Source organism: Microbispora sp. H10949 (assembly GCF_014161435.1).
GTDB lineage: Bacteria > Actinomycetota > Actinomycetes > Streptosporangiales > Streptosporangiaceae > Microbispora > Microbispora triticiradicis.
Map to the genome: position 1 here is coordinate 485366 of NZ_JABBWZ010000001.1, position 18075 is coordinate 503440.

General features: G+C 73.5%; 21 protein-coding genes. 8 read left to right on the forward strand and 13 right to left on the reverse strand.

Annotated elements, in window-relative coordinates:
- Positions 1-18: 18 nt before the first annotated feature.
- Together HHX40_RS02165 and HHX40_RS02170 are read right to left on the reverse strand one after the other, a co-directional pair.
- Positions 19-1425 (reverse strand): PepSY-associated TM helix domain-containing protein, encoded by a 1407-nt coding sequence (locus HHX40_RS02165; RefSeq protein WP_182879205.1) that lies wholly within the window; start codon positions 1423-1425, stop codon positions 19-21.
- Positions 1426-1780: 355 nt separating this feature from the next.
- The gene (locus HHX40_RS02170) at positions 1781-2350 is read right to left on the reverse strand and encodes a hypothetical protein (RefSeq protein ID WP_182879206.1); all 570 of its coding nucleotides are present in this window, start codon (positions 2348-2350) and stop codon (positions 1781-1783) included.
- 284 nt (positions 2351-2634) lie between these two features.
- Between HHX40_RS02170 and HHX40_RS02175 the strand changes: the two genes are divergently transcribed.
- Positions 2635-3216 carry a histidine phosphatase family protein gene (locus HHX40_RS02175; protein WP_111700035.1) on the forward strand — a complete coding sequence of 194 codons (582 nt, stop codon included), beginning with the start codon at positions 2635-2637 and terminating at the stop codon, positions 3214-3216.
- Positions 3217-3260: 44 nt separating this feature from the next.
- Here HHX40_RS02175 and HHX40_RS02180 read toward each other — a convergent pair whose 3' ends face one another.
- The 3 genes from HHX40_RS02180 to HHX40_RS02190 all read right to left on the reverse strand — a co-directional run bounded on the left by HHX40_RS02180 (position 3261) and on the right by HHX40_RS02190 (position 4692).
- Positions 3261-3536 carry a hypothetical protein gene (locus HHX40_RS02180; RefSeq protein WP_111700034.1) on the reverse strand — a complete coding sequence of 92 codons (276 nt, stop codon included), beginning with the start codon at positions 3534-3536 and terminating at the stop codon, positions 3261-3263.
- Between the two features lie 100 nt (positions 3537-3636).
- Complete coding sequence (locus tag HHX40_RS02185) at positions 3637-3870, reverse strand: DUF397 domain-containing protein (protein WP_111700033.1); 234 nt, start codon at positions 3868-3870, stop codon at positions 3637-3639.
- Positions 3871-4692: a helix-turn-helix domain-containing protein gene (locus HHX40_RS02190; RefSeq protein ID WP_208759029.1), complete on the reverse strand. Its 822-nt coding sequence runs from the start codon at positions 4690-4692 to the stop codon at positions 3871-3873. It abuts the gene before it with no gap.
- Between the two features lie 199 nt (positions 4693-4891).
- Here HHX40_RS02190 and HHX40_RS02195 point away from each other — a divergent pair, with 199 nt between their 5' ends.
- Both HHX40_RS02195 and HHX40_RS02200 read left to right on the forward strand, forming a co-directional pair.
- Positions 4892-5401 carry an ATP-binding protein gene (locus HHX40_RS02195; RefSeq protein WP_310737905.1) on the forward strand — a complete coding sequence of 170 codons (510 nt, stop codon included), beginning with the start codon at positions 4892-4894 and terminating at the stop codon, positions 5399-5401.
- 373 nt (positions 5402-5774) lie between these two features.
- The gene (locus HHX40_RS02200; RefSeq protein ID WP_182879207.1) at positions 5775-8159 is read left to right on the forward strand and encodes a helicase-associated domain-containing protein; all 2385 of its coding nucleotides are present in this window, start codon (positions 5775-5777) and stop codon (positions 8157-8159) included.
- A 19-nt stretch (positions 8160-8178) separates the two neighbouring features.
- Here HHX40_RS02200 and HHX40_RS02205 read toward each other — a convergent pair whose 3' ends face one another.
- Entirely contained in the window at positions 8179-9429 is a 1251-nt protein-coding gene (locus tag HHX40_RS02205; protein WP_182879208.1) for an ArgE/DapE family deacylase, read from the reverse strand.
- Between the two features lie 106 nt (positions 9430-9535).
- Here HHX40_RS02205 and HHX40_RS02210 point away from each other — a divergent pair, with 106 nt between their 5' ends.
- Positions 9536-10621, forward strand: coding sequence for an endonuclease/exonuclease/phosphatase family protein (locus HHX40_RS02210; protein ID WP_182879209.1), 1086 nt, complete (start codon positions 9536-9538; stop codon positions 10619-10621).
- A 40-nt stretch (positions 10622-10661) separates the two neighbouring features.
- Here the strand turns inward: HHX40_RS02210 and HHX40_RS02215 are convergent, their stop codons facing one another.
- A complete protein-coding gene (locus HHX40_RS02215; RefSeq protein WP_220498536.1) occupies positions 10662-11309 on the reverse strand; it encodes an NADPH-dependent F420 reductase in 648 nt (215 codons plus the stop codon).
- A gap of 112 nt (positions 11310-11421) precedes the next feature.
- On the opposite strand from HHX40_RS02215, the gene HHX40_RS02220 reads away from it, so the two are divergent.
- A complete protein-coding gene (locus HHX40_RS02220) occupies positions 11422-11817 on the forward strand; it encodes a winged helix-turn-helix transcriptional regulator (protein ID WP_182879211.1) in 396 nt (131 codons plus the stop codon).
- A 3-nt stretch (positions 11818-11820) separates the two neighbouring features.
- Here HHX40_RS02220 and HHX40_RS02225 read toward each other — a convergent pair whose 3' ends face one another.
- Positions 11821-12369 (reverse strand): DUF1349 domain-containing protein, encoded by a 549-nt coding sequence (locus tag HHX40_RS02225; protein WP_182879212.1) that lies wholly within the window; start codon positions 12367-12369, stop codon positions 11821-11823.
- 350 nt (positions 12370-12719) lie between these two features.
- On the opposite strand from HHX40_RS02225, the gene HHX40_RS02230 reads away from it, so the two are divergent.
- Entirely contained in the window at positions 12720-13301 is a 582-nt protein-coding gene (locus HHX40_RS02230; RefSeq protein WP_182877189.1) for a hypothetical protein, read from the forward strand.
- Between the two features lie 62 nt (positions 13302-13363).
- The gene (locus HHX40_RS02235) at positions 13364-13684 is read left to right on the forward strand and encodes a GroES family chaperonin (protein ID WP_111700027.1); all 321 of its coding nucleotides are present in this window, start codon (positions 13364-13366) and stop codon (positions 13682-13684) included.
- A 44-nt stretch (positions 13685-13728) separates the two neighbouring features.
- Here HHX40_RS02235 and HHX40_RS02240 read toward each other — a convergent pair whose 3' ends face one another.
- Genes HHX40_RS02240 through HHX40_RS02255 form a run of 4 tightly spaced genes read right to left on the reverse strand, consistent with a single transcriptional unit; the run spans position 13729 to position 16194 of the window.
- On the reverse strand, positions 13729-15435 hold the full coding sequence (locus tag HHX40_RS02240) for a SulP family inorganic anion transporter (protein WP_310737906.1): 1707 nt from the start codon (positions 15433-15435) through the stop codon (positions 13729-13731).
- 11 nt (positions 15436-15446) lie between these two features.
- Positions 15447-15776, reverse strand: a complete 330-nt coding sequence (locus tag HHX40_RS02245) for an ArsR/SmtB family transcription factor (RefSeq protein ID WP_182879214.1) — start codon at positions 15774-15776, stop codon at positions 15447-15449.
- Positions 15776-15979: a hypothetical protein gene (locus HHX40_RS02250; protein ID WP_182877187.1), complete on the reverse strand. Its 204-nt coding sequence runs from the start codon at positions 15977-15979 to the stop codon at positions 15776-15778. Before HHX40_RS02250 ends, HHX40_RS02245 begins: the two co-directional genes overlap by 1 nt.
- Complete coding sequence (locus tag HHX40_RS02255; protein ID WP_396699289.1) at positions 15976-16194, reverse strand: DUF3073 family protein; 219 nt, start codon at positions 16192-16194, stop codon at positions 15976-15978. The genes HHX40_RS02250 and HHX40_RS02255 overlap by 4 nt, the downstream gene beginning before the upstream one ends.
- A 191-nt stretch (positions 16195-16385) precedes the next feature.
- Between HHX40_RS02255 and HHX40_RS02260 the strand changes: the two genes are divergently transcribed.
- On the forward strand, positions 16386-17564 hold the full coding sequence (locus HHX40_RS02260) for a M20 metallopeptidase family protein (RefSeq protein WP_182879215.1): 1179 nt from the start codon (positions 16386-16388) through the stop codon (positions 17562-17564).
- A gap of 68 nt (positions 17565-17632) precedes the next feature.
- Here the strand turns inward: HHX40_RS02260 and HHX40_RS02265 are convergent, their stop codons facing one another.
- Positions 17633-18049, reverse strand: coding sequence for a TIGR02611 family protein (locus tag HHX40_RS02265; RefSeq protein WP_310737907.1), 417 nt, complete (start codon positions 18047-18049; stop codon positions 17633-17635).
- Positions 18050-18075: the final 26 nt, after the last annotated feature.

Genomic DNA, 18075 nt, shown 5'->3' on the forward strand with positions numbered 1-18075 from the left:
GTACGACGCCTTCGGGCGTCAGCCCGCCCGCCTGGCGCGGAGCCCGAGCAGGACGTCGATCACCAGGAACACGGCCAGGGAGATGCCCATCAGGGGCAGGTAGTAGCCGGCCACGGCGGTGAGCAGGGCCAGCGGTGCCAGGAGCCCCCAGTGCAGGCCCCGCAGGCCGCCCCGGGGGTGGGGCCGGCCGAAGCCGCGGGTCGGGCGGCGGCGCCACCACATGCGGTAGCCCAGCACGATCAGCGTGATGAGCCCGGCGGCGATCGCGGCCAGGACGATCTGGTTGGCCAGGCCGAAGAGCAGCCCCATGTGCGCGTCGATGCCCCACTCGGTGAGCTTCGCGGCCAGCGGGTAGTCCGCGAACCGCAGCTCGCCCACGAACCGCCCGGTCGCCGGGTCGAACGCCAGCTGGTCCAGGCGCGTGGGGACGGTCTTGCGGATCTCCTTGACCACGTACGCGTCCCCGGGCTCGCCCGGCAGGACGACCTCCAGCGGGCCGGACAGCCGCCAGCTCGCCGCCGCCCGCGTGATCTGGTCGATTCCCACATCCTGGGTGCCGCCGGCCGGGCCGCCGCTCGCGGCGTGCCCCGAGTGCCCGGCGTGCCCCGCGTGCGCACCGAGATCGGTGTCGATCGTGGGAGTCTCCCAGCCGAACGCCGTACGCAGCCCGGCGATGTTGTCCCCGGCGTACTTCGACCAGGTCAGCCCGGTGACGGACAGGAACAGCAGGCCCAGCAGCGCCCACAGGCCCACCGAGCCGTGCCAGGACAGCGTGCGGCGCGACCCGGTCGCGGCGCGGTCCGGGGTGAACAGGCCGCGCAGGCGGCGGCCGTCGCGGCGGCGCCGGGTCAGCCACAGCGCGAGCCCGCCGAGGGCGACCACCCACAGCCAGCTGGCGGCCAGCTCGCTGTAGATCCGGCCGGGCTCACCGAGGTGCAGGCGGCGATGCAGGTCGGAGATCCAGGCGCGCACGGGCAGCGCCCCGGAGCCGCCGTAGCTCTCCAGGGTGCCGCGCACCTGACCGGTCCCGGGGTCGACGAAGACCGCCATCCGGGTGCTCTCCGGCAGGCCCGGCACGTCCAGCAGCACCCGGGTGGTCAGGCCGGGCTCGGCCGCGGGACGCACCGCGGCGACCTTCCCCTCGGGCAGCGCCCGGCGGGCCGCGGCGACCTGCTCGCCGAGGGGGACGGTGACCTGGCTGACGGGCGCGGTCAGCTCGTGCCGGTAGACGACGTTCTCGATCTGGAAGGAGGCGGCGTACAGCAGGCCCGTGGCGGCCGCGACGAGCAGGAAGGGGGCGATGAGGATCCCGGCGTAGAAGTGCAGGCGGACCACGAGCGGGCGCAGCGCCGCCCAGGTCGCGCTTCTGCCGCGAGGAGGGCGTGGGGGATCGACGACGGGATGGACGTCGGCGGTCGAGGTCATGGGGGGTCTCTCCGTTCGGCCGTGAGCGCGCGCCCGCGGGCACGCCTCACCAGGGCAGGGGGGAAGTGTCCGGCGGGCGCCGCCCTCCACGAGCGGGAACCCCGGTGGACGCGTCGCGCGGCGGAGCGGGCCGGAGCGGAGCTCCGGCCGGCGGCTCCAGGCCCTGCGAGAGCGTTCCGAGCCCGCGAGGCGTCACCGCGGGTGGGCGGCGGCGCGGCGAGGCGTCACCCGGGCCACGCGCGGCGGGGCGTTCGTGCCGGACACGAGCCGCGGCCGCGCGGGGCGCGGTCCAGGCGGCTGGGAACGGGCGTGCGGCATGGCGACAGCCGCCGCCCCCGGAGGGGGCGAGCCCGGATCAGAGAACGGAGAAGACGGGAGGCGGACCACGCCGGGCGACGACCACGGCGAAGTCGGCTCGGCGCGGGAGCGGAAGGGAGAACCGCCCCAGGACGCCCGCGGGGAGCGGGGCGACGCCGGCCGGCGGGCCCGCGAGGACGACGGCCATCGCCCACAGCCGGCGCACGGGCGTGACGGCCAGGTGCACGATCACGTCCAGCGCCGACTCGCCGCGTTCGAGGGCCCAGGCGGACAGGACCGCCGTCGCGGCGTGGATCAGCAGCATGCCCAGCCCGGTGCCGTGCTCCCCCGTCCACCTGGGCGGCGACTCGTGCGCGGCGCCGAGGGTGAACAGGTGGTGCAGGCCGTACTGCGCGGCGAAGCACGCGCCCAGCAGGACGTCCATGCCACGCCGGCGGCCCGCGAGCAGGAACGCGCCCAGCCAGGTCAGCGCCAGCGCGGCGACGAGGGCGCCCGCACGCACGGGAGCGCCTCCGGCCAGTACGTGCAGCGCGGCCGAGACCAGCACGCACGCCACCGCGAACACCGCGGCGCGTAAGGCGCGCAGGGGCGACCGGCCGGCAGACACGGCGCAATCCTGGCAGAGCGCGGACGTCGCCACCATCCTTGACTTGTTTGGATCCGCTCGGCTATGTCTGTCCGTTTCCCGCCGCCCAGCGCGGACGCGCCCATCGCCTGTGACACCGGAGCCCACGTCCGGCACCACGCGTGAAAGGTTCACGCGTGAGCCGTCGCAGGCGAGAAGGTCGTATGCACGTGCATCGGCCGCGGCGGCCTCGGACCCGGCGGCCCCACCTTTCGGCGGGGGGGCGGTGCGCTCGGCCTGCGCCGCATCGGCAAGAGTGGGAGCCCATGAACGTCATCCTGCTGAGACACGGCGAGACCGAGTGGAGCAAGGCCGGGCGGCACACGGGCCGCACCGACGTCCCGCTCACCCCGCACGGCGAGGAGCAGGCGCGCGCCCTGTCCCGCCTGGTGGCGGGCCGGTCGTTCGCCCAGGTCCTCGTCAGCCCCGCCCGCCGGGCCAGGCGTACGGCCGAACTGGCCGGCGCCGGGTCGTACGAGGTCGACCCGGACCTGTGGGAGTGGGACTACGGCGGCTACGAGGGCGTGACCACCGCCGCCATCCGGGAGTCGCACCCAGGCTGGTACGTCTGGCGGGACGGCGTCGTCCCGGGTGACGAGGGCCACCCGGGCGAGACCGTGGAGCGCGTCGGGGAGCGGGCGGACAAGGTCCTGGCCCGGATCCGCTCCACGGACGGCGACGTGCTGGTCGTCGCGCACGCGCACATCCTGCGCGTGCTCGCGGCCCGTTGGCTCGGCCTGCCGCCCGCCCACGGCAGGTACCTCCGCCTCGACACCGGGACGTACTCGGTGCTGGGCCACGAGCACGGCGACGAGCCGGTCCTGCTCCGCTGGAACGCCCCCGCCTGAGCCGGCCCGGTCAGCCCTGAATCAGCTTCGAATCAGCTCTGAGATCAGCTCTGCGCGACCGGCTGAGGCTGCGGCCCTCGGCCGGTCAGCCACTCAAGGACCTTGCGGTGGCCGTGGCGGGCGTCCTCGAAGTGCCCCCACCGCCAGTATCTGGGCTGCTCCCGCACCCCGGTGACCCACGTCCGGTACGCGACCGCCCTGGGCCGCCCGTCCTGCGGGTCGGCCGGGGAGGCGACGCCGTAGGTGCGGATAACCACGCGGCCGCCGGGTGCGAAGAGCACGTCGTCGGCCACCGGGTAAAGAGTCATCTGCTCCAGCACGAGGTCCCCCTTGTGATTCTCCTGGGGTCCAATGTGCCGGATCCTTGTTACGGCGCCCGCCTTGTGGTGTTACGCCCGCGAGAAGCGAGTGAACAGAGGATTACACCAGAAGGCCGTCGAACTCGCCGTCCTTGACCCCGAGCACCAGGGCCCGGATCTCGTCCCGCGTGTAGATGAGGGCCGGCCCCTCGGGATAACGCGAGTTCCGTACGGCCACACTGCCGTCGGGAAGCTCGGCCAGTTCCACGCAGTTGCCGGTCGAGTTGCTGTGGGCGCTCTTCCGCCAGGTGACCCCGGAGAGGTCGGTTGCGGGCATCCCGTTATATGTCTGCATTCATGTCTCTCTGAGAAGATCGCCGAGGATCTCGGCAGTGCCGCCGGGCGTGGTGCTCTCCACGCACAGCTGCTCCATGGCCGTGAGGTAGGGATCGATGTCCTCACGTTTGTCCAGGTAGAGCGCACCCCAGAGCTGCTCGACGTAGACCACGTCCGAAAGATCGGACTCCGGGAAGCGGAGGATGGTGAACGCGCCTCCCTCAGCCGCGTGCATCCCGTAGCGAAGGGGCATCACCTGCAGGGTGATGTTGGGCAGCGTGGACACCTCCAGCAGGTGCTGGAGCTGTTCCCGCATCGTCGCACTCCCTCCGATGGGCCGCCTGAGCGCGGCCTCGTCGATGACGGCCCACAGCCGGGGGCCGTCCTTGCGCGTGAGCCTCTCCTGCCGCTGGAGCCGCAGGTTGACGCGTTGATCGAGCGTGTCCTCCGTGGCGTCCGGATGACCGAGCTGGATCACCGACCGGGCGTACTTCGCCGTCTGCAGCAGGCCGGGCACGAACTGCACCTCGTAGGTGCGGATCACGCTGGAGGCCTCCTCCAGGCCGACGTAGGTGACGAACCAGTTCGGCAGCACCTCGCCGTACTTGTGCCACCAGCCGGGCGTGTTCGCCTCGCGGACCATCTCCAGCAGGCCACGCCGTTCGTCGTCGTCGTGGACGCCGTACAGCGTGAGCAGGTCTTCGACGTCACGTGTCTTGAACCCGACCCTGCCGAGCTCCATCCGGCTGATCTTCGACTCCGAGGCACGGATGTGGAAGCCGGCGACCTCACGGGTCAGTCCGCGCTCCTCCCGCAGGCGTCGAAGGCTCGCGCCGAGCATGATTCGCCGAACGGTGGAACCGGATCCGGGCGGATCTATGGACACGTGCTATTCCTCCGCTTTGTGGACTGGTTCACAGTCTGTCAAAGATCGCCCCCTTCGTCCCAGTGGTGTCGGGGGTAACGGTAGCGCCTGCACAACGCGCTTGCACGTGCATTCGCTCTTGCACATGCACGGGAGTGTCCCTCATCATGATCTCGTGCAGTCCACGAACCTGACTCGTGGCCAGATTCACTGGTCGGCGCTCGACTGGTGGCCGCCTATCGGCTGGTGGCCGGAGCCCGCACGCGGCCTCCTCCAGCCCGGTTCGGCGAGCGCCAGTGCCACATTCGTCCTCCCGCCCCGCGCGGAGTCGGTCCACTCGGCACGGAGCTTCGCGGCCGGGACGCTCTCGGGCTGGGGGATGACCGACCTGCTCGACGGGATGGAGCTGGTCGTCTCCGAACTGGCCACCAACGCGCTGCGACACGGCATGACGCTCGCCTGCGACCGCCCGAGGGAGGTCATCCGCTTGTCGCTGATCCGCCGGGGACCGCACGTGGCGTGCGCGATCACCGACCCCGGGTCGAACGCGCCGGTGCTGCGGGACCCCTCCCCTTTCGAGCCGGGCGGGCTGGGGCTGCACATCGTGGAGTCGCTGAGCGCGTGCTGGGGCTGGTGCCCCCTCGTCCCACAGGGCAAGGCGGTATGGGCCGTGCTCGCGGCCTGAGCCCCGGCCCGGAGCCGGGAAGACGGACGGAAGGCGGCGCGCCCTCCGAAAACCTAACTCCGTCGTTAGATCTTGCTGTCGCCGATCGCGGTCCGCCGGCCGAAGAGCGCTCCCGTGCAGCCCGGAATGCATGGGAGCGCCCTCCGGCCGGCGGCCCGGATTCCCCGGAACACTCCCGAAGCGTGGGCGTGGCGGGCGATGATGTGCAGACATCGGGCCGGACCGGCCCAACAGCACGCCCGTTTCCAACTGATCGGCGGAGACATATCGTGATCCCGGAATTCGTGAGCGCGATCTGTCCACCGGTGCGCGGACCCCGCCGAGGCTGTGATCTGCACTACGGTGTCTGCCTGGGACTCCCGAGAGATCAACGATGGACGATCACATAATCGGCTGGCTGACCAGTCTTGACGAAGACAGGCTCGCCCGTGTCCTGGCCAACCGGCCGGACGCGATCGCACCGCCGTGGCCCCGGCGCATGGACGCCCTCGCGCACCGGCTGACCGACACCTTCGCCGTCATGGAGGTCATGCGCGGCCTCCCCCTGCCCCCGCTCGAACTCCTGCAGGCGTGCCTGGTCGTCGGGGGCCACCCGACGGAGGACGAACTGGCCCGCTTCCTCGGGGTGAGCACCTCCGAGGTCATCCCCTGGCTCGATCACCTCTACGACCACGCCGTCGCCTGGCCGGGCGCGGACGGGCGGATCACCCTGGCCCAGGCCGTGGCCCGCTGGTGGACCGCGCCCTGCGGCCTGGGCGAGCCGCTCGGGGCGTACCTCGACTCCTGGAAGCTCAGCACCGAGGCGCTGCGCCGGGTGTGCCGGATGCTCGACCTGCCCGGGCACGGCGGCAGGCGCCAGGTGGTCGCGCGGATCACGGCGCTGCTCGGCGACTCCGAGCGCCTGGGGGCGCTCCTCGACGACGCCCCGGACGGCACACTCGGCATGCTCGACGACTTCGCCTGGGACGGGCCCGTGCGCAGCGTCGACGGCGACCGGTTCGTCACCCCCGGCACTCCGGAGAAATGGGCGCTCGACCGGGGGCTGCTCTTCCGCACCCAGTGGAACCTGGCCGGGATGCCCCGCGAGGTGGCGCTGGCCCTGCGCGGGCCCGACTACCGCGGGCCGTTCACGCCGTACCCGCCCGACCTGGCCACGTCCGGCGCCGACGCCGGCGCGGTCGAGCACGCGATGTGCCTGGCCGCGCCGCGGGTGCTCGACCGGGCGGCGGCGTTGCTGGAGAACATCGACAAGACGACGCTGCCGCTGCTGAAGAACGGCGGGGTCGGCGTGCGGGAGATCAAGCGGCTGGCCAGGGAGATCGGCTGCGTGGAGGACGAGACCCGGCTGCTGCTGGAGGTCTGCGCCGTCGCCCGGCTGATCGCCGTCGACGACGAGGCCGGCGGGCTGACGGTGACGTCGGGGTTCGACGCGTGGCGGCTGGAGGAGGCCCCCGCACGGCTGTGCGTCCTGCTCGCGGGCTGGTGGCGCATGGAGCGCTCGTCGCTGCGCCGGGTGGACGGCCGTCAGCCCGCCGCGCTCGGCGACGACCCGGCCGGCGAGACGATCGCCCGGATCCGGTGGGCCCTGTTCGCCGCGCTCGCCGAGATCCCCGAGGGCAGGGCCTTCGCGACGCTCCGTGAGCTCGTGCAGCGGGTGCACTGGCGGGCCCCGCTGCTCGACCGGGAACTGCTCGCCGACTGCGCCGCGGCCGTCCTCGACGAGGCCCGCCTGCTCGGGCTCGCCGCGTGCGACACGCTCACCGGCCTCGGCCGGGCGCTGGCCCCGCTGGCCGCCGTGGCCGGGAACGAGAGCCACGAGTGCGTGCCGGAGGTCGAGCACGATCCCGGGCTCGCCGGGGTCGCCACCCACGCCATGGCGAGCGCCCAGCGGACCGCGCTGTTCGGCGCCGACCTCACCGCCGTGGTGACCGGCCCGCCGTCGGTCGAGCTCGCCGCGCTGCTCGACCGCGCGGCCGACCGGGAGTCGCAGGGCACGGCGTCGGTGTGGCGCTTCGGCCCCGCGAGCGTACGGCGGGCCCTCGACGCCGGCGACACCGCGGAGACGCTCATCGCCGGCCTGACGGAGGCCGGGACGCTCCCGCAGCCCCTGACGTACCTGATCCGGGACGTGGCGCGGCGCCACGGCGAGGTCACCGTGTCGTCCGTCGGCTGCATCATCCAGGGCTCCGACCCCGCGTTGCTCGCGGAGATCGCCGCGCACCGGAAACTGGGCAGGCTGGGCCTGCGGCTGCTGGCGCCGACCGTCCTCGCGGGCGCGGCGCCCGCCAAGGCCACGCTGGCCGCCCTGCGCGAGGCGGGGTACGCCCCCGTGCCGGTGGACGACACCGGCGAGATCACGGTCAGGCGGGAGCCGCAGGGCGGGCGGCTCATCCTCCTGCCCGGTGGGCGGGTCGCCGAGCTCGATCCCCCCGCGCACCTCCTGGAACCCCCGCCCGACCCGCGCGAGCACGCCCGGCGGCTGATCGTCAGCGGCGGGCCGTCGGCCGGCGAGGCGCGGGCCCGCCAGACGTGGGCGGTCATCGGGCGGATGGCGACGCGGCTGCCCGCGGCCCAGCAGTCGCTGCTGGGCTTCGTGGTGGACCGCGACGTCCGGGCGCTCATCACACTCGCCGACGGGGTCACCGCCACGGTCAGCCACGGCGAGCTGCGCAGCGGCGTGCTCGACGCCTGGTGCGAGGAGGCCGGCGACTACCTGGAGTTCCCCCTGAACGAGATCGCCTCCGTCGTCAACGCCTGACGACCCGGCCGCCGCCTGCTCAGCGCACGCCGCATCGGCGCAGGGCGAGCAGCGCCAGGGCGCGGGTGACGTCGCGGACCTCCCGCAGGTCCACCTGCTCGCGCGGGGCGTGCGCGAAGCGGACGTCGCCCGGGCCGTAGTGCAGGGTCGGCACGCCCGCCGCCGCGTAGAGACGCAGGTCGCTCCCGTACGGCGCGGCCGTCCGGGACGGCGCGGCGCCGGTCGCGTCGGCGACGGCCACGGCCGTCTCCTCCGCCAGCGGATGCCCATCGGGCAGCCGCCCGCTGGCGAACTGCCCCCCGGGCCAGGTGACGCGCACGGGATTGTCCCGCAGCCAGGGGTCGTCGAGGCCGGCGAGCGTCGCCTCCAGGGCCGCCCGCGCCTCGGCGGGGTCCTCGCCGAGGCGCACGCCCAGCCGTCCCTCGGCCACGAGCAGGTCGGGCACCGTGCTCGCCCAGTCACCGGCCCGCACGGTGCCGATCTCGATCGGGTACGGCACCGGGTTGCCGCCGAACAGCGCGTCGCGGTCCCGGTTCCGCTCCCGCTCCAGCTCCCGCACGGCCCGCAGGACCGGCCAGAACGCCTCGACGGCGTTGACGCCCTCGTAGCGGGTGGCGCCGTGCGCCGCCCGTCCGGCGACCTCCAGGCGGAAGGTGAGCGCCCCGGCGGTGGCGGTGATCAGCGCGCCGCTCGTCGGCTCGGTGATCACGGCCGCCTCGCCGGTGTGCCCCCTGGCCAGGGTGGCGAAGGCGCCCAGACCGCCGTCCTCCTCGCTGACGACGCAGTGGACGGCCAGCGGGCGCGCGAGCCGTACCCCGGCCCGGCGCAGCGCGCGGACGACGGCGAGGTTGGCGGCGAGACCGGCCTTCATGTCGCAGGCGCCCCGGCCGTGCAGGGTGGTCGCGGTGAGGCGGGCGCCGAATGGGTCCTGCCCCTCCCACTTGCCCGGGTCGCCGATCGGCACGACGTCGGCGTGCCCCTGCAGGATCAGGGCGGGCACGCCCTCGCCCTCGGTGACGCCGACGACGCCGTACCCCTCGGCGCGCTCCGCCTCCGTCCCCGGGAAGCCCTCGCGGGAGCGGAGATCGTCGAGGTCGAGCTTCCACATGTCGACGTCGAGGCCCCATTCGGCCAGCATGCGGGCACACCTGTCCTGCAGGTCCGACTCGGCGTCGCTGCCGGTGACGCTCGGCACCCGGACCAGATCGGCCAGCAGGCCCACGGTCTCGGCCTCGTCGATCGCGTCCAGGACCCTCGCTTCGACATTCATGCCGAAAATGTACGGCCTGCCCGCCACGGTGTGGACACCTGAGGAGCGAGGTGTCCGGCGCGTAGGGTGGATCATCACTCCGAGCGGCTTGGCGAAGGGGCCGAGGATGACGAAGCGGACCGCCGGTGGCGGGGCGGGCTGCCGGAACCTCCTGCGCGGCCTGCTCGCCTGGCTCGTGGTCGCGCCGTTCGCGCTGTGGGCCCTGCTGCGGCTGGTGCCGGGCGACGTCCACTTCCGCTGGGTGCAACTCGTCGCGTTCACGCCGTACGCCGCCCTCGCCTCGGTCGTCGCGCCGGTGGTCGCGCTGCTCGCGCGGCGCCGGGCCGCGCTGGTCGCGGGCGTGGCGGTCACCGCCGTGCTCGTGGCCTGCGTGCTGCCCCGTGCTCTCTCCGATCCGAACAGCGCTCTCCCCAATCCGAACGGTGCGCTGCCCGGCCCGGATCGGGCCGGGTCCGGCACGGCCGTGCGGGCGGCGGGCGGGCAGGCCGCGCGCGGGCCGGTCCTGCGGCTGCTGTCGGCCAACCTGCTGAAGGGCTCGGTGCCGCCCGCCGCGCTGGTCGATCTCGTGCGGGCGCTGCGCCCGGACGTGCTCACCGTGCAGGAACTGACCCCGGAGGCCCTGGAGGGCCTGCGGGGCGCGGGCCTGACCCGGCTCCTGCCGTACGGGGACGAGCGGGCGCGGGAGGGCTCGGGCGGGTCCGGGCTGTTCACCCGGTTCCCCCTGCGCCCGGAGACGCTCACCGGCCCCGGCGACTCCCGGCAGGCGCAGGGCGGCGTCGAGGTGCCCGGCGCGGAGCCGGTCGGCGTCGTGTCCGTGCACCCGTGCGCACCGCGCTACGTGTCCCGGTTCACCTGCTGGGCCGACGTGCTCGCCGCGCTTCCCGAGCCCGGTGAGCAGGTGCGGATCCTCTCCGGGGACTTCAACGCGACGCTGGACCACAGCCGGGTCCGGCGCCTGCTCGACGCGGGCTACCGGGACGCGGCCGACGCGACCGGCGACGGCCTGGCCGGGACCTGGCCGTACCGGCAGTGGGACTTCAGGGGTCTGCCGGTGCCGCCCGTGACGATCGACCACGTCCTGGTGGACCCGCGCGTCACCGTGCGGGCGTTCGGCGTCCACCGGCTGCCGGTGACCGACCACCGCGCGATCTTCGCCGAACTGGTCCTGCCCCCGCGGCGATCAGGCGAATGAGCCTCTCTCCGGGCGGCCTGGCGACCGGCGGCCCGGCAGATCAGGAGGCTTCCACCTCCGCAGGCGCCGGGAAGACGTGCCTCGGCTCGTCTCCCGAGCGCCACACGCCGATCGCGAACGCCGCGGCCGCCTCGATGTGGACGGCGCGGGACAGTCCTCCGCAACGTATGGGCGTGCACCCCATCGACCTGATCAGTGTGGCCGTCCGGTCGAGGCTCCCCGGATCGTCACCGCAGAACGGAACGGCCAGCGGGACGCCTTCGAACACCGGCCGCGGCAGCGTCCAGATGCTGTCGTGGCACAGATTGAACGCCTTCACCACATGGGCGCCCGGCGCGGCCTCCCTCATCAGCCGGGCGACCGAGGTCGTGCCGCCCGTCGACAGCGTCAGCCCGTCGTCGCCCGGCTCGACGGGATTCGAGCAGTCGACGACCGTCCGCCCGGTGAGGACGGCGGCGAGCCCGTTCGCCAGCCGCGGCGCCGCATCCGCGGGAACCGCCGCGAGGACGAGTTCGCCATAGACCGCCGCGTCGGCGAGGGTTCCGTCCGTCACGGCGCCGATGCGGGCCGCCGTCCGGGCCGCCGCAGCCCGGTCACGTCCGCCGACGAGCACGTCGTGCCCCGCGCGGACCCAGGCGCCGCCCAGTGCCGTGGCCATTCGGCCCGTGCCGAGGATGCCGATGCGCATGGTGCGTCTCCGTTCCGAGGTGAGCCAGGTGACCTGGCTGGTCGACGGACCACGACGGTAGGCGGGGCGATGGACACCACACGGTGTCCTTCGGACCGGGCAGGATGGCGCCATGCACGAGATCCACGACGAGCGCGCCTACACCTCCGACTGCCGGGCCCGCCTCGCCTTCGAGGTGCTCGCGAACCGCTGGGACAGCGTCGTGGTCTACACGCTCGGCGAGGCCGGTCCGCTGCGGCCACGGCAGCTGCGCGCCCGGATCGGCGGGATCTCGCCCAAGGTCCTCAACGACGCGCTACGGCGCCTGGAGTACAACGGCCTGGTCGACCGCCTGACCTACGCCGAGGCGCCGCCCCGCGTCGACTACGCGCTGACCGATGCGGGCACGGCGCTGCTCGCCCCCATGCGCGCGATGGGCATGTGGGCCGTGCGCTACGGAGGCGCCGTCCTCGACGCCCAGGACCGGCACACGACCCGGGGCCGGGAACCCCGTCTCGCCGGCGCGTGACTCCTACGTCAGCGACACCCGGGTGAAGCGGGTCTCGAACCCATCGCCGCTCGGAGCTGCGCACATGACCCCGGCGAGGGCGGGCGTCTTCGGCGGGAAGTAGGCGAGGCGCAGCATGTGCTCCGGCTCCGCGCCGTTCACGCCGTACCGGACCGTCACGGCGTCGCCCGCGCGCTCGAAGTCGAACGTCGCGGAGACGAGGCCGGCGGGCGCGGGCGTGACGGACCAGTCGGAGAAGCCGCGCGTGACGACCACGCTGAGCTGGTGACCGCCGTCGACGAACTCGACCCCCGCCTTGATCCAGTTCTCCTCGTCGATCCGCAGCACCGCCCCGGCCTGGTCGTACTGCTCCGCGTAGTCCGCGTCGAACGTCACCGTCAGCCGGAGGTCGCCGGCCACCTCCCGGCCGAACATGTGCGCCGTGTCGAACGAGTACCCGTAATGCGTCTTCTGCCACAGGTCGGTCCGGGCGCCGGCGACGGCCCGCAGCCCCTCTCCGTTCCCCGACCATTCGGCGGGCTCGTTGACCCAGGTGAATCCCTCGAACGCCATGACGCCCCCTTGCCTTCGCTTTGCCGGAATCTGCCTATGAGAGCGCTCTCAGGGCCTCCCGGTCAAGGACGATCTACCAAGCAGTGACTCCGTTTTGTCCTATTTACTATCTCTTTCCATATACTCGTGCCTCACATCACGTTTGACGCTTTTGCAAGCCCTACCCCTCGCGTGACTCGTATCGCCCCTCCCCCAGGGGCCGCGCGCCCGATCGGCACTCGCACCCCGTCCCGGGGCTGCGTCGCGCTGCCCGGACGCGCGTACGGGGACCCGGCCCCCGGCCGGGAGCCCTCCACGACGTGCGGCCCTCCCCCGGAGGACCGCGCCGCGAGCGACCCGAAAGGAACTCCATGCACAAGCGAGCCCGTCAGGCGGTCACCGCGGCCCTGGCCGGAACCACCCTTCTCCTCGGCACGGCCACCACGGCCGCCCAGGCCGCGGTGACGCCTCAGGCTCCGCCCACCGCCTCGCTCTCCCCCGCCGACGCGCCCCGCCCGGTCCTGGACCCGGTCGCCATCGGCGCCGCGCTCAACGCGGCCCTCCGCGCGGCCGCCGCGGACGCGAAGCGGATCGCCGCCCTTCCCTCCGGCAAGGCGACCGCCACGTCCTTCTGGGACGCCTCCACCGCCTCAGGCAAGCGCATGCGGTACGCGACGCTCGCCAGCCCCTACTGGCCCCTGGGCACGAAAGTGAAGATCACGTACAGGGGGAAGAGCGCGGTCGGGGTGGTCGAGGACTTCGGCCCGGCCGAGTGGGCCGTCGCACAGCACGACATCCCCGCGATCGTCGACCTCTCCGAGAAGATGATGGCCGACCTGACGGGCGTCGCCTCCAACACCGTCCATGTGCGCTTCCAGGTGCTGAAGTGGGGTAAGGGCCGCGTCTACCGCCACTCGGGGACCGGCTACGACCTGGCCATGGGCCGCTCGTGAGCGCCTGACCCTCGTCCGCCTCCGATGACGGCCCCCGGGCGGCCTCCGCGTACACTGCGAGGGTGCCTGACCCGAAGTTCGAGATCCAGATGCTCCACGACCGCGTGATGGTCAGGGTCGAGCGGGAGTCCGAGGAACGGCGCAGCACCTCGGGCATCGTCATCCCGGCCACGGTCAAGATGGCCAACCGGCTGGTGTGGGGCGAGGTGTGCGGCGCGGGAGTCGGCGCGCGCACGGTCAAGACCGGCGACAAGGTCCTGTTCAACCCCGAGGACCAGTACGAGGTCGAGGTGCAGGGCCAGCTCTACCTGGTGCTGCGCGAGCGGGACCTGCACGCCGTGGCGACGCAGCAGACCGACCACGGCACCGGCCTCTACCTCTGACCCGTCGTGCGCCGCACCACCGGGTCCGCCGCCGCACTCGCCCGTCAGGCCCCACCGCCGAGATCCGCCGTGGTGGCCACGCGGCCGGTCTCCGCGGTGGCCGGGAGGAGCCCGTGGTCGTGCAGAAGGCCGCGGGCGTGAGCGATGGCGGTGGGGGTGTCGGGGAAGATCAGACCGTCGCGCCGAAGGTGACCGGCGATGCCGAGGGCGGCCAGGACCTGGCCGTGTCCGGGTTTCACGCCGGAGATCAGGACGGTGATACCCCGGCGTTCCATGCGGACGATGGCGTGGCCGAGGATCTGGGCGCCGGTCGCGTCCAGGGCGGTGATCCGCGACATCCGCAGGATGACCACGCGGACGTCCGCGACTTCGGACAGTTCGAGCAGAAAGCGGTGGGCGGCGGCGAAGAACAGCGGCCCGTCGAACCGGTAGGCGACGATGTGCTCGCTCAGCAGCCGCCGCTCCTCGGCGCTGTGGTCACCGGCGTCGAGCGGGACCTGGTCGAGGCGGGAGGTCCGGGCGACCGCGCGGAGCGCGAGCACGACGGCCAGGCCGAGACCGACGGCCACCGCGGTGACGAGGTCGAACACGACGGTCACGACGAAGGTCAGGATGAGCACGACGGCGTCGCCGCGGGTCGAGCGGGCCAGCGCGCGCAGGGAGCCGACCTCGACCATGCGGACGGTGGTGGCCAGCAGCACCCCCGCGAGCGCCGCGAGCGGGATCCGGCCGACCAGAGGGCCGGCGGCCAGCACGATCCCGGCGAGGACGGCGGCGTGGGTGAGCGCCGCCAGCCGGGACCGGGCCCCCGCGCGCACGTTCACCGCGGTACGGGCGATCGCGGCGGTCGCCGGCACGCCGCCGAGAAGGGGCGCCGCGAGGTTGGCGATGCCCTGCCCGAACAGCTCCCGGTCGGGGTCGTGTCTCTCGCCGACGCTCATCGCGTCGGCGACGGTGGCGCACAGCAGGCTCTCCAGCGCCGCCAGCGCCGCCACGGCGAGCGCGGACGGCAGGAGAGTTCCCACCATGCCGGGATCGAGGAAACCGAGCGACGGGGCGGGCAGCCCGGCCGGCAGTGCCCCGATCCGGGCGACGTCGAGCGAGAACGCCTGAGCGGCCAGCGTCGCGGCCGCGACGCCGAGGAGGGAGAACGGGACACCCGGCCGCAGCCGGGCGCCGCCCAGCATCACCGCGGCCACCGCCAGCGCCATGAGCGGCGCCGCCCAGGTCGGATGGGCCGCGAAGTGCGCCACGGCTCCGGCCGCGACCTGCCACACTTTCCCGCCGTCTCCGGCTGTCACGCCGAGCGCGGCGGGGACCTGCTGCAGCGCGATGACCACGGCGATCCCGGCGGTGAAGCCCTCGACGACCGAGGTCGGCAGGAACTGGGCGAACCGTCCCGCGCGCAGCGCGGCCAGGGCCAGGAGGACCAGCCCGGCCATCAGGCCGACCATCAGCACTCCGCCGGAGCCGTAGGCGTGCACGATGGGGACGAGGACGACGGTCATGGCGCCGGTCGGGCCGGACACCTGCAGGTTGCTGCCGCCGAACACGGCCGCGAGCGCTCCGGCGACGATGGCGGTCACCAGGCCGGCCTGGGCGCCGAGCCCGGAGGAGACGCCGAACGCCAGCGCCAGCGGCAGGGCCACCACCGCGACGATCAGCCCGGCCACCAGGTCCCGGCCGGGTGAGCGGCGCGCGGCGGTCCAGTCCGACCGTCCGGGCAGCAGGTCCGCTAACCGGCGCGGCACTTCCCGGAGGCTCACCTCGTCTGGTCCAGCTCGGCGAGGAGCTCGTACTGGTCGGCCAGCAGCTCCGTGAGGATGCGGCGGGCCGCGCGCATCATCTCCGACACGTCCGCACCGGCCAGCTCGTAGACCACGGTCGTCCCGTCGCGGCGCGCGGTGACCAGCCCCGCCCGGCGCAGCACCGCCAGCTGCTGCGACAGGTTCGGCGCCTCCACCTCGATCGCGGCCAGCAGTTCCCGGACCTGCCTGGGTCCCTCACACAACAGTTCCAGCACCCGGATGCGCAGCGGATGGCCGAGCGTCTTGAACAGCTCGGCCTTGGCCTGGTAGAGCGGGACCGGCATCACCCGGCCTCGCCCTCGACGACGGGCCCGTCCGCCGGTTCGGGTGTGACGACGACTCCGTGGGCGGCGCCCAGCCGTTCCAGTTCCTCCGCCTCCGAGGCGTGCGTCTGCACGCCGAAGTGATCGCCGTCCCGTTGTGCCGCCGCCAGTGCCCGGCGCGTCGCGGCCAGCCGCTGCCGGAGACTCTCCTCGAAGGAACTCACGCGCGCGGCTCACCTTCACGGTCCAGGTCCGCCTGGCCCGCGCCGTCGCCGGCCTCCGTACGTGCGGGTGCGGCAGGCGTCGCGTCGACGCCCAGCTCCCGCCGCAGGGACTCCAGATCGCCGCCACCGCTGTACTTCAAAGCACGAGCGACCTTCACCTGCTTGGCCTTGGCCCGGCCACGCCCCACAGCCATCGCCTCCTCGTCGGCGGACACTGTTGCCATTATAGGGAATTAAGAAACTCTGCAACTACGGGGGGCGGCCAGGTGCGCTCGCAACTGTCGCGACGACGGGCAGACGCGTCGCACGCCCCGTCGCGCAACCCGTCGCGCAACCCCTGCCTGGACCACCCGGCCGCGCTCTAATGTGATGGCGACATCGACCCTTCTCGCGCGATCGGCGGCCCATGACCCTTCAGGACGATCTCGTCGAACTTCGCCGTGCTCTGCACCGGGAGCCCGAGATCGGGCTCGACCTGCCCCGGACCCAGGAGAGGGTGCTCGCGGCGCTCGACGGCCTTCCGCTGGAGATCACGACCGGGGAGCGGCTCACCTCGGTGACCGCGGTGCTGCGGGGTTCGCGGCCGGGGCCGGCCGTGCTGCTGCGCGCCGACATGGACGCGCTGCCGGTGCACGAGAAGACGGACCTGCCGTACCGCTCGCGCGTCGACGGCCGCATGCACGCCTGCGGGCACGACCTGCACACGGCGATGCTCGTGGGGGCGGCCCGCCTGCTCTCCGACCGGCGCTCCGACCTCGAAGGGGACGTGGTGCTCATGTTCCAGCCCGGCGAGGAGGGCGAGGAGGGCGCCAAGCTCATGATCGAGGAGGGGGTGCTCGACGCGGCGGGCGACAGGCCGGTCGCGGCGTACGGCATGCACGTCTTCTCGACCACGATCCCCCGCGGCCTGTTCCTGACCAAGGGCGGGCCCGTGCTCGCCGCGGCCGACACGCTGACCGTGACCGTGCGCGGCAGGGGCGGGCACGGCTCCGCCCCGCATCGCGCCCTCGATCCGATCCCCGCGGCCTGCGAGATCGTGACAGCCCTGCAGACCCACGTGACCCGGACGTACGACGTGTTCGACCCGGTCGTGGTGACGGTGGGGAGCTTCCACGCCGGCACCACCGACAACGTGATCCCGGACGAGGCACGCTTCGAGGTCACGGTGAGGACGTTCTCGCCCGCCACGCGGGACCGGGTCAGGGAGGGCCTCGTACGGCTGGCCCGCGGCATCGGCGAGGCGCACGGGCTCACCGTCGACTGCGTCTTCGGCATCGGCTATCCGGTCACGGTCAACGACGACACCGAGGCCGAGTTCGCCGCGCGGACGGTGCGGGAGGCGCTCGGCGAGGACCGGTACTTCCCGCTCCCCACCCCCGCGACCGGCTCGGAGGACTTCTCGTACGTGCTGGAGCAGGTGCCGGGGGCCTTCCTCGTGGTCGGCGCCTGCCCGCCCGGACGGGACCTCGCCACCGCCCCGTCGAACCACTCGGCGGAGGCGGAGTTCGACGACGCCATCCTGGCCGACGGCGCCGCGCTGCTGGCCGAACTGGCGATCCGGAGGCTGGCCCGGGCCACCGTCTGACCGTCGCCCGCGGGCCGGCCGGCTCGCGGGCACGGCTCAGGTTCGCACGGCTCAGGTCGGCATGCGGGTCAGCTCAGCAGCTCGCGGGCCTTCTGGATCAGGTCGACGCCCAGGGTCAGCCGTATCGACACCCAGACGATCACGGCCGCGCAGGCGAGGGTCAGCGCGCCCGCCACGATGCGGACGAACCAGTTCTGCCGCTTGAGCCAGTCCGTCGCCCGCCTGACCCAGTGCTTGGCGAACTCCAGCACCCGGCTCGCCCAGGCGAACTCGGTGGCCAGCACGGCGAGGCCGGTGAAGACCACCAGCCAGCCCGGCCCCGGGAACGGCACCATGATCAGCCCGCCGACGACGAGGGCGGTCCCGATCACCCCGATGACGATCCGCAGCGTCAGCCGGCCCGCCGGAGTCGCGCGCACCCGGTCCAGCAGGCCCCGCGACTCCCCCTCTTCCTCACCCGTCCGACTGCTCTCAGCCGTAGCCACACGGCTCACCCCCATTGCCCACGATA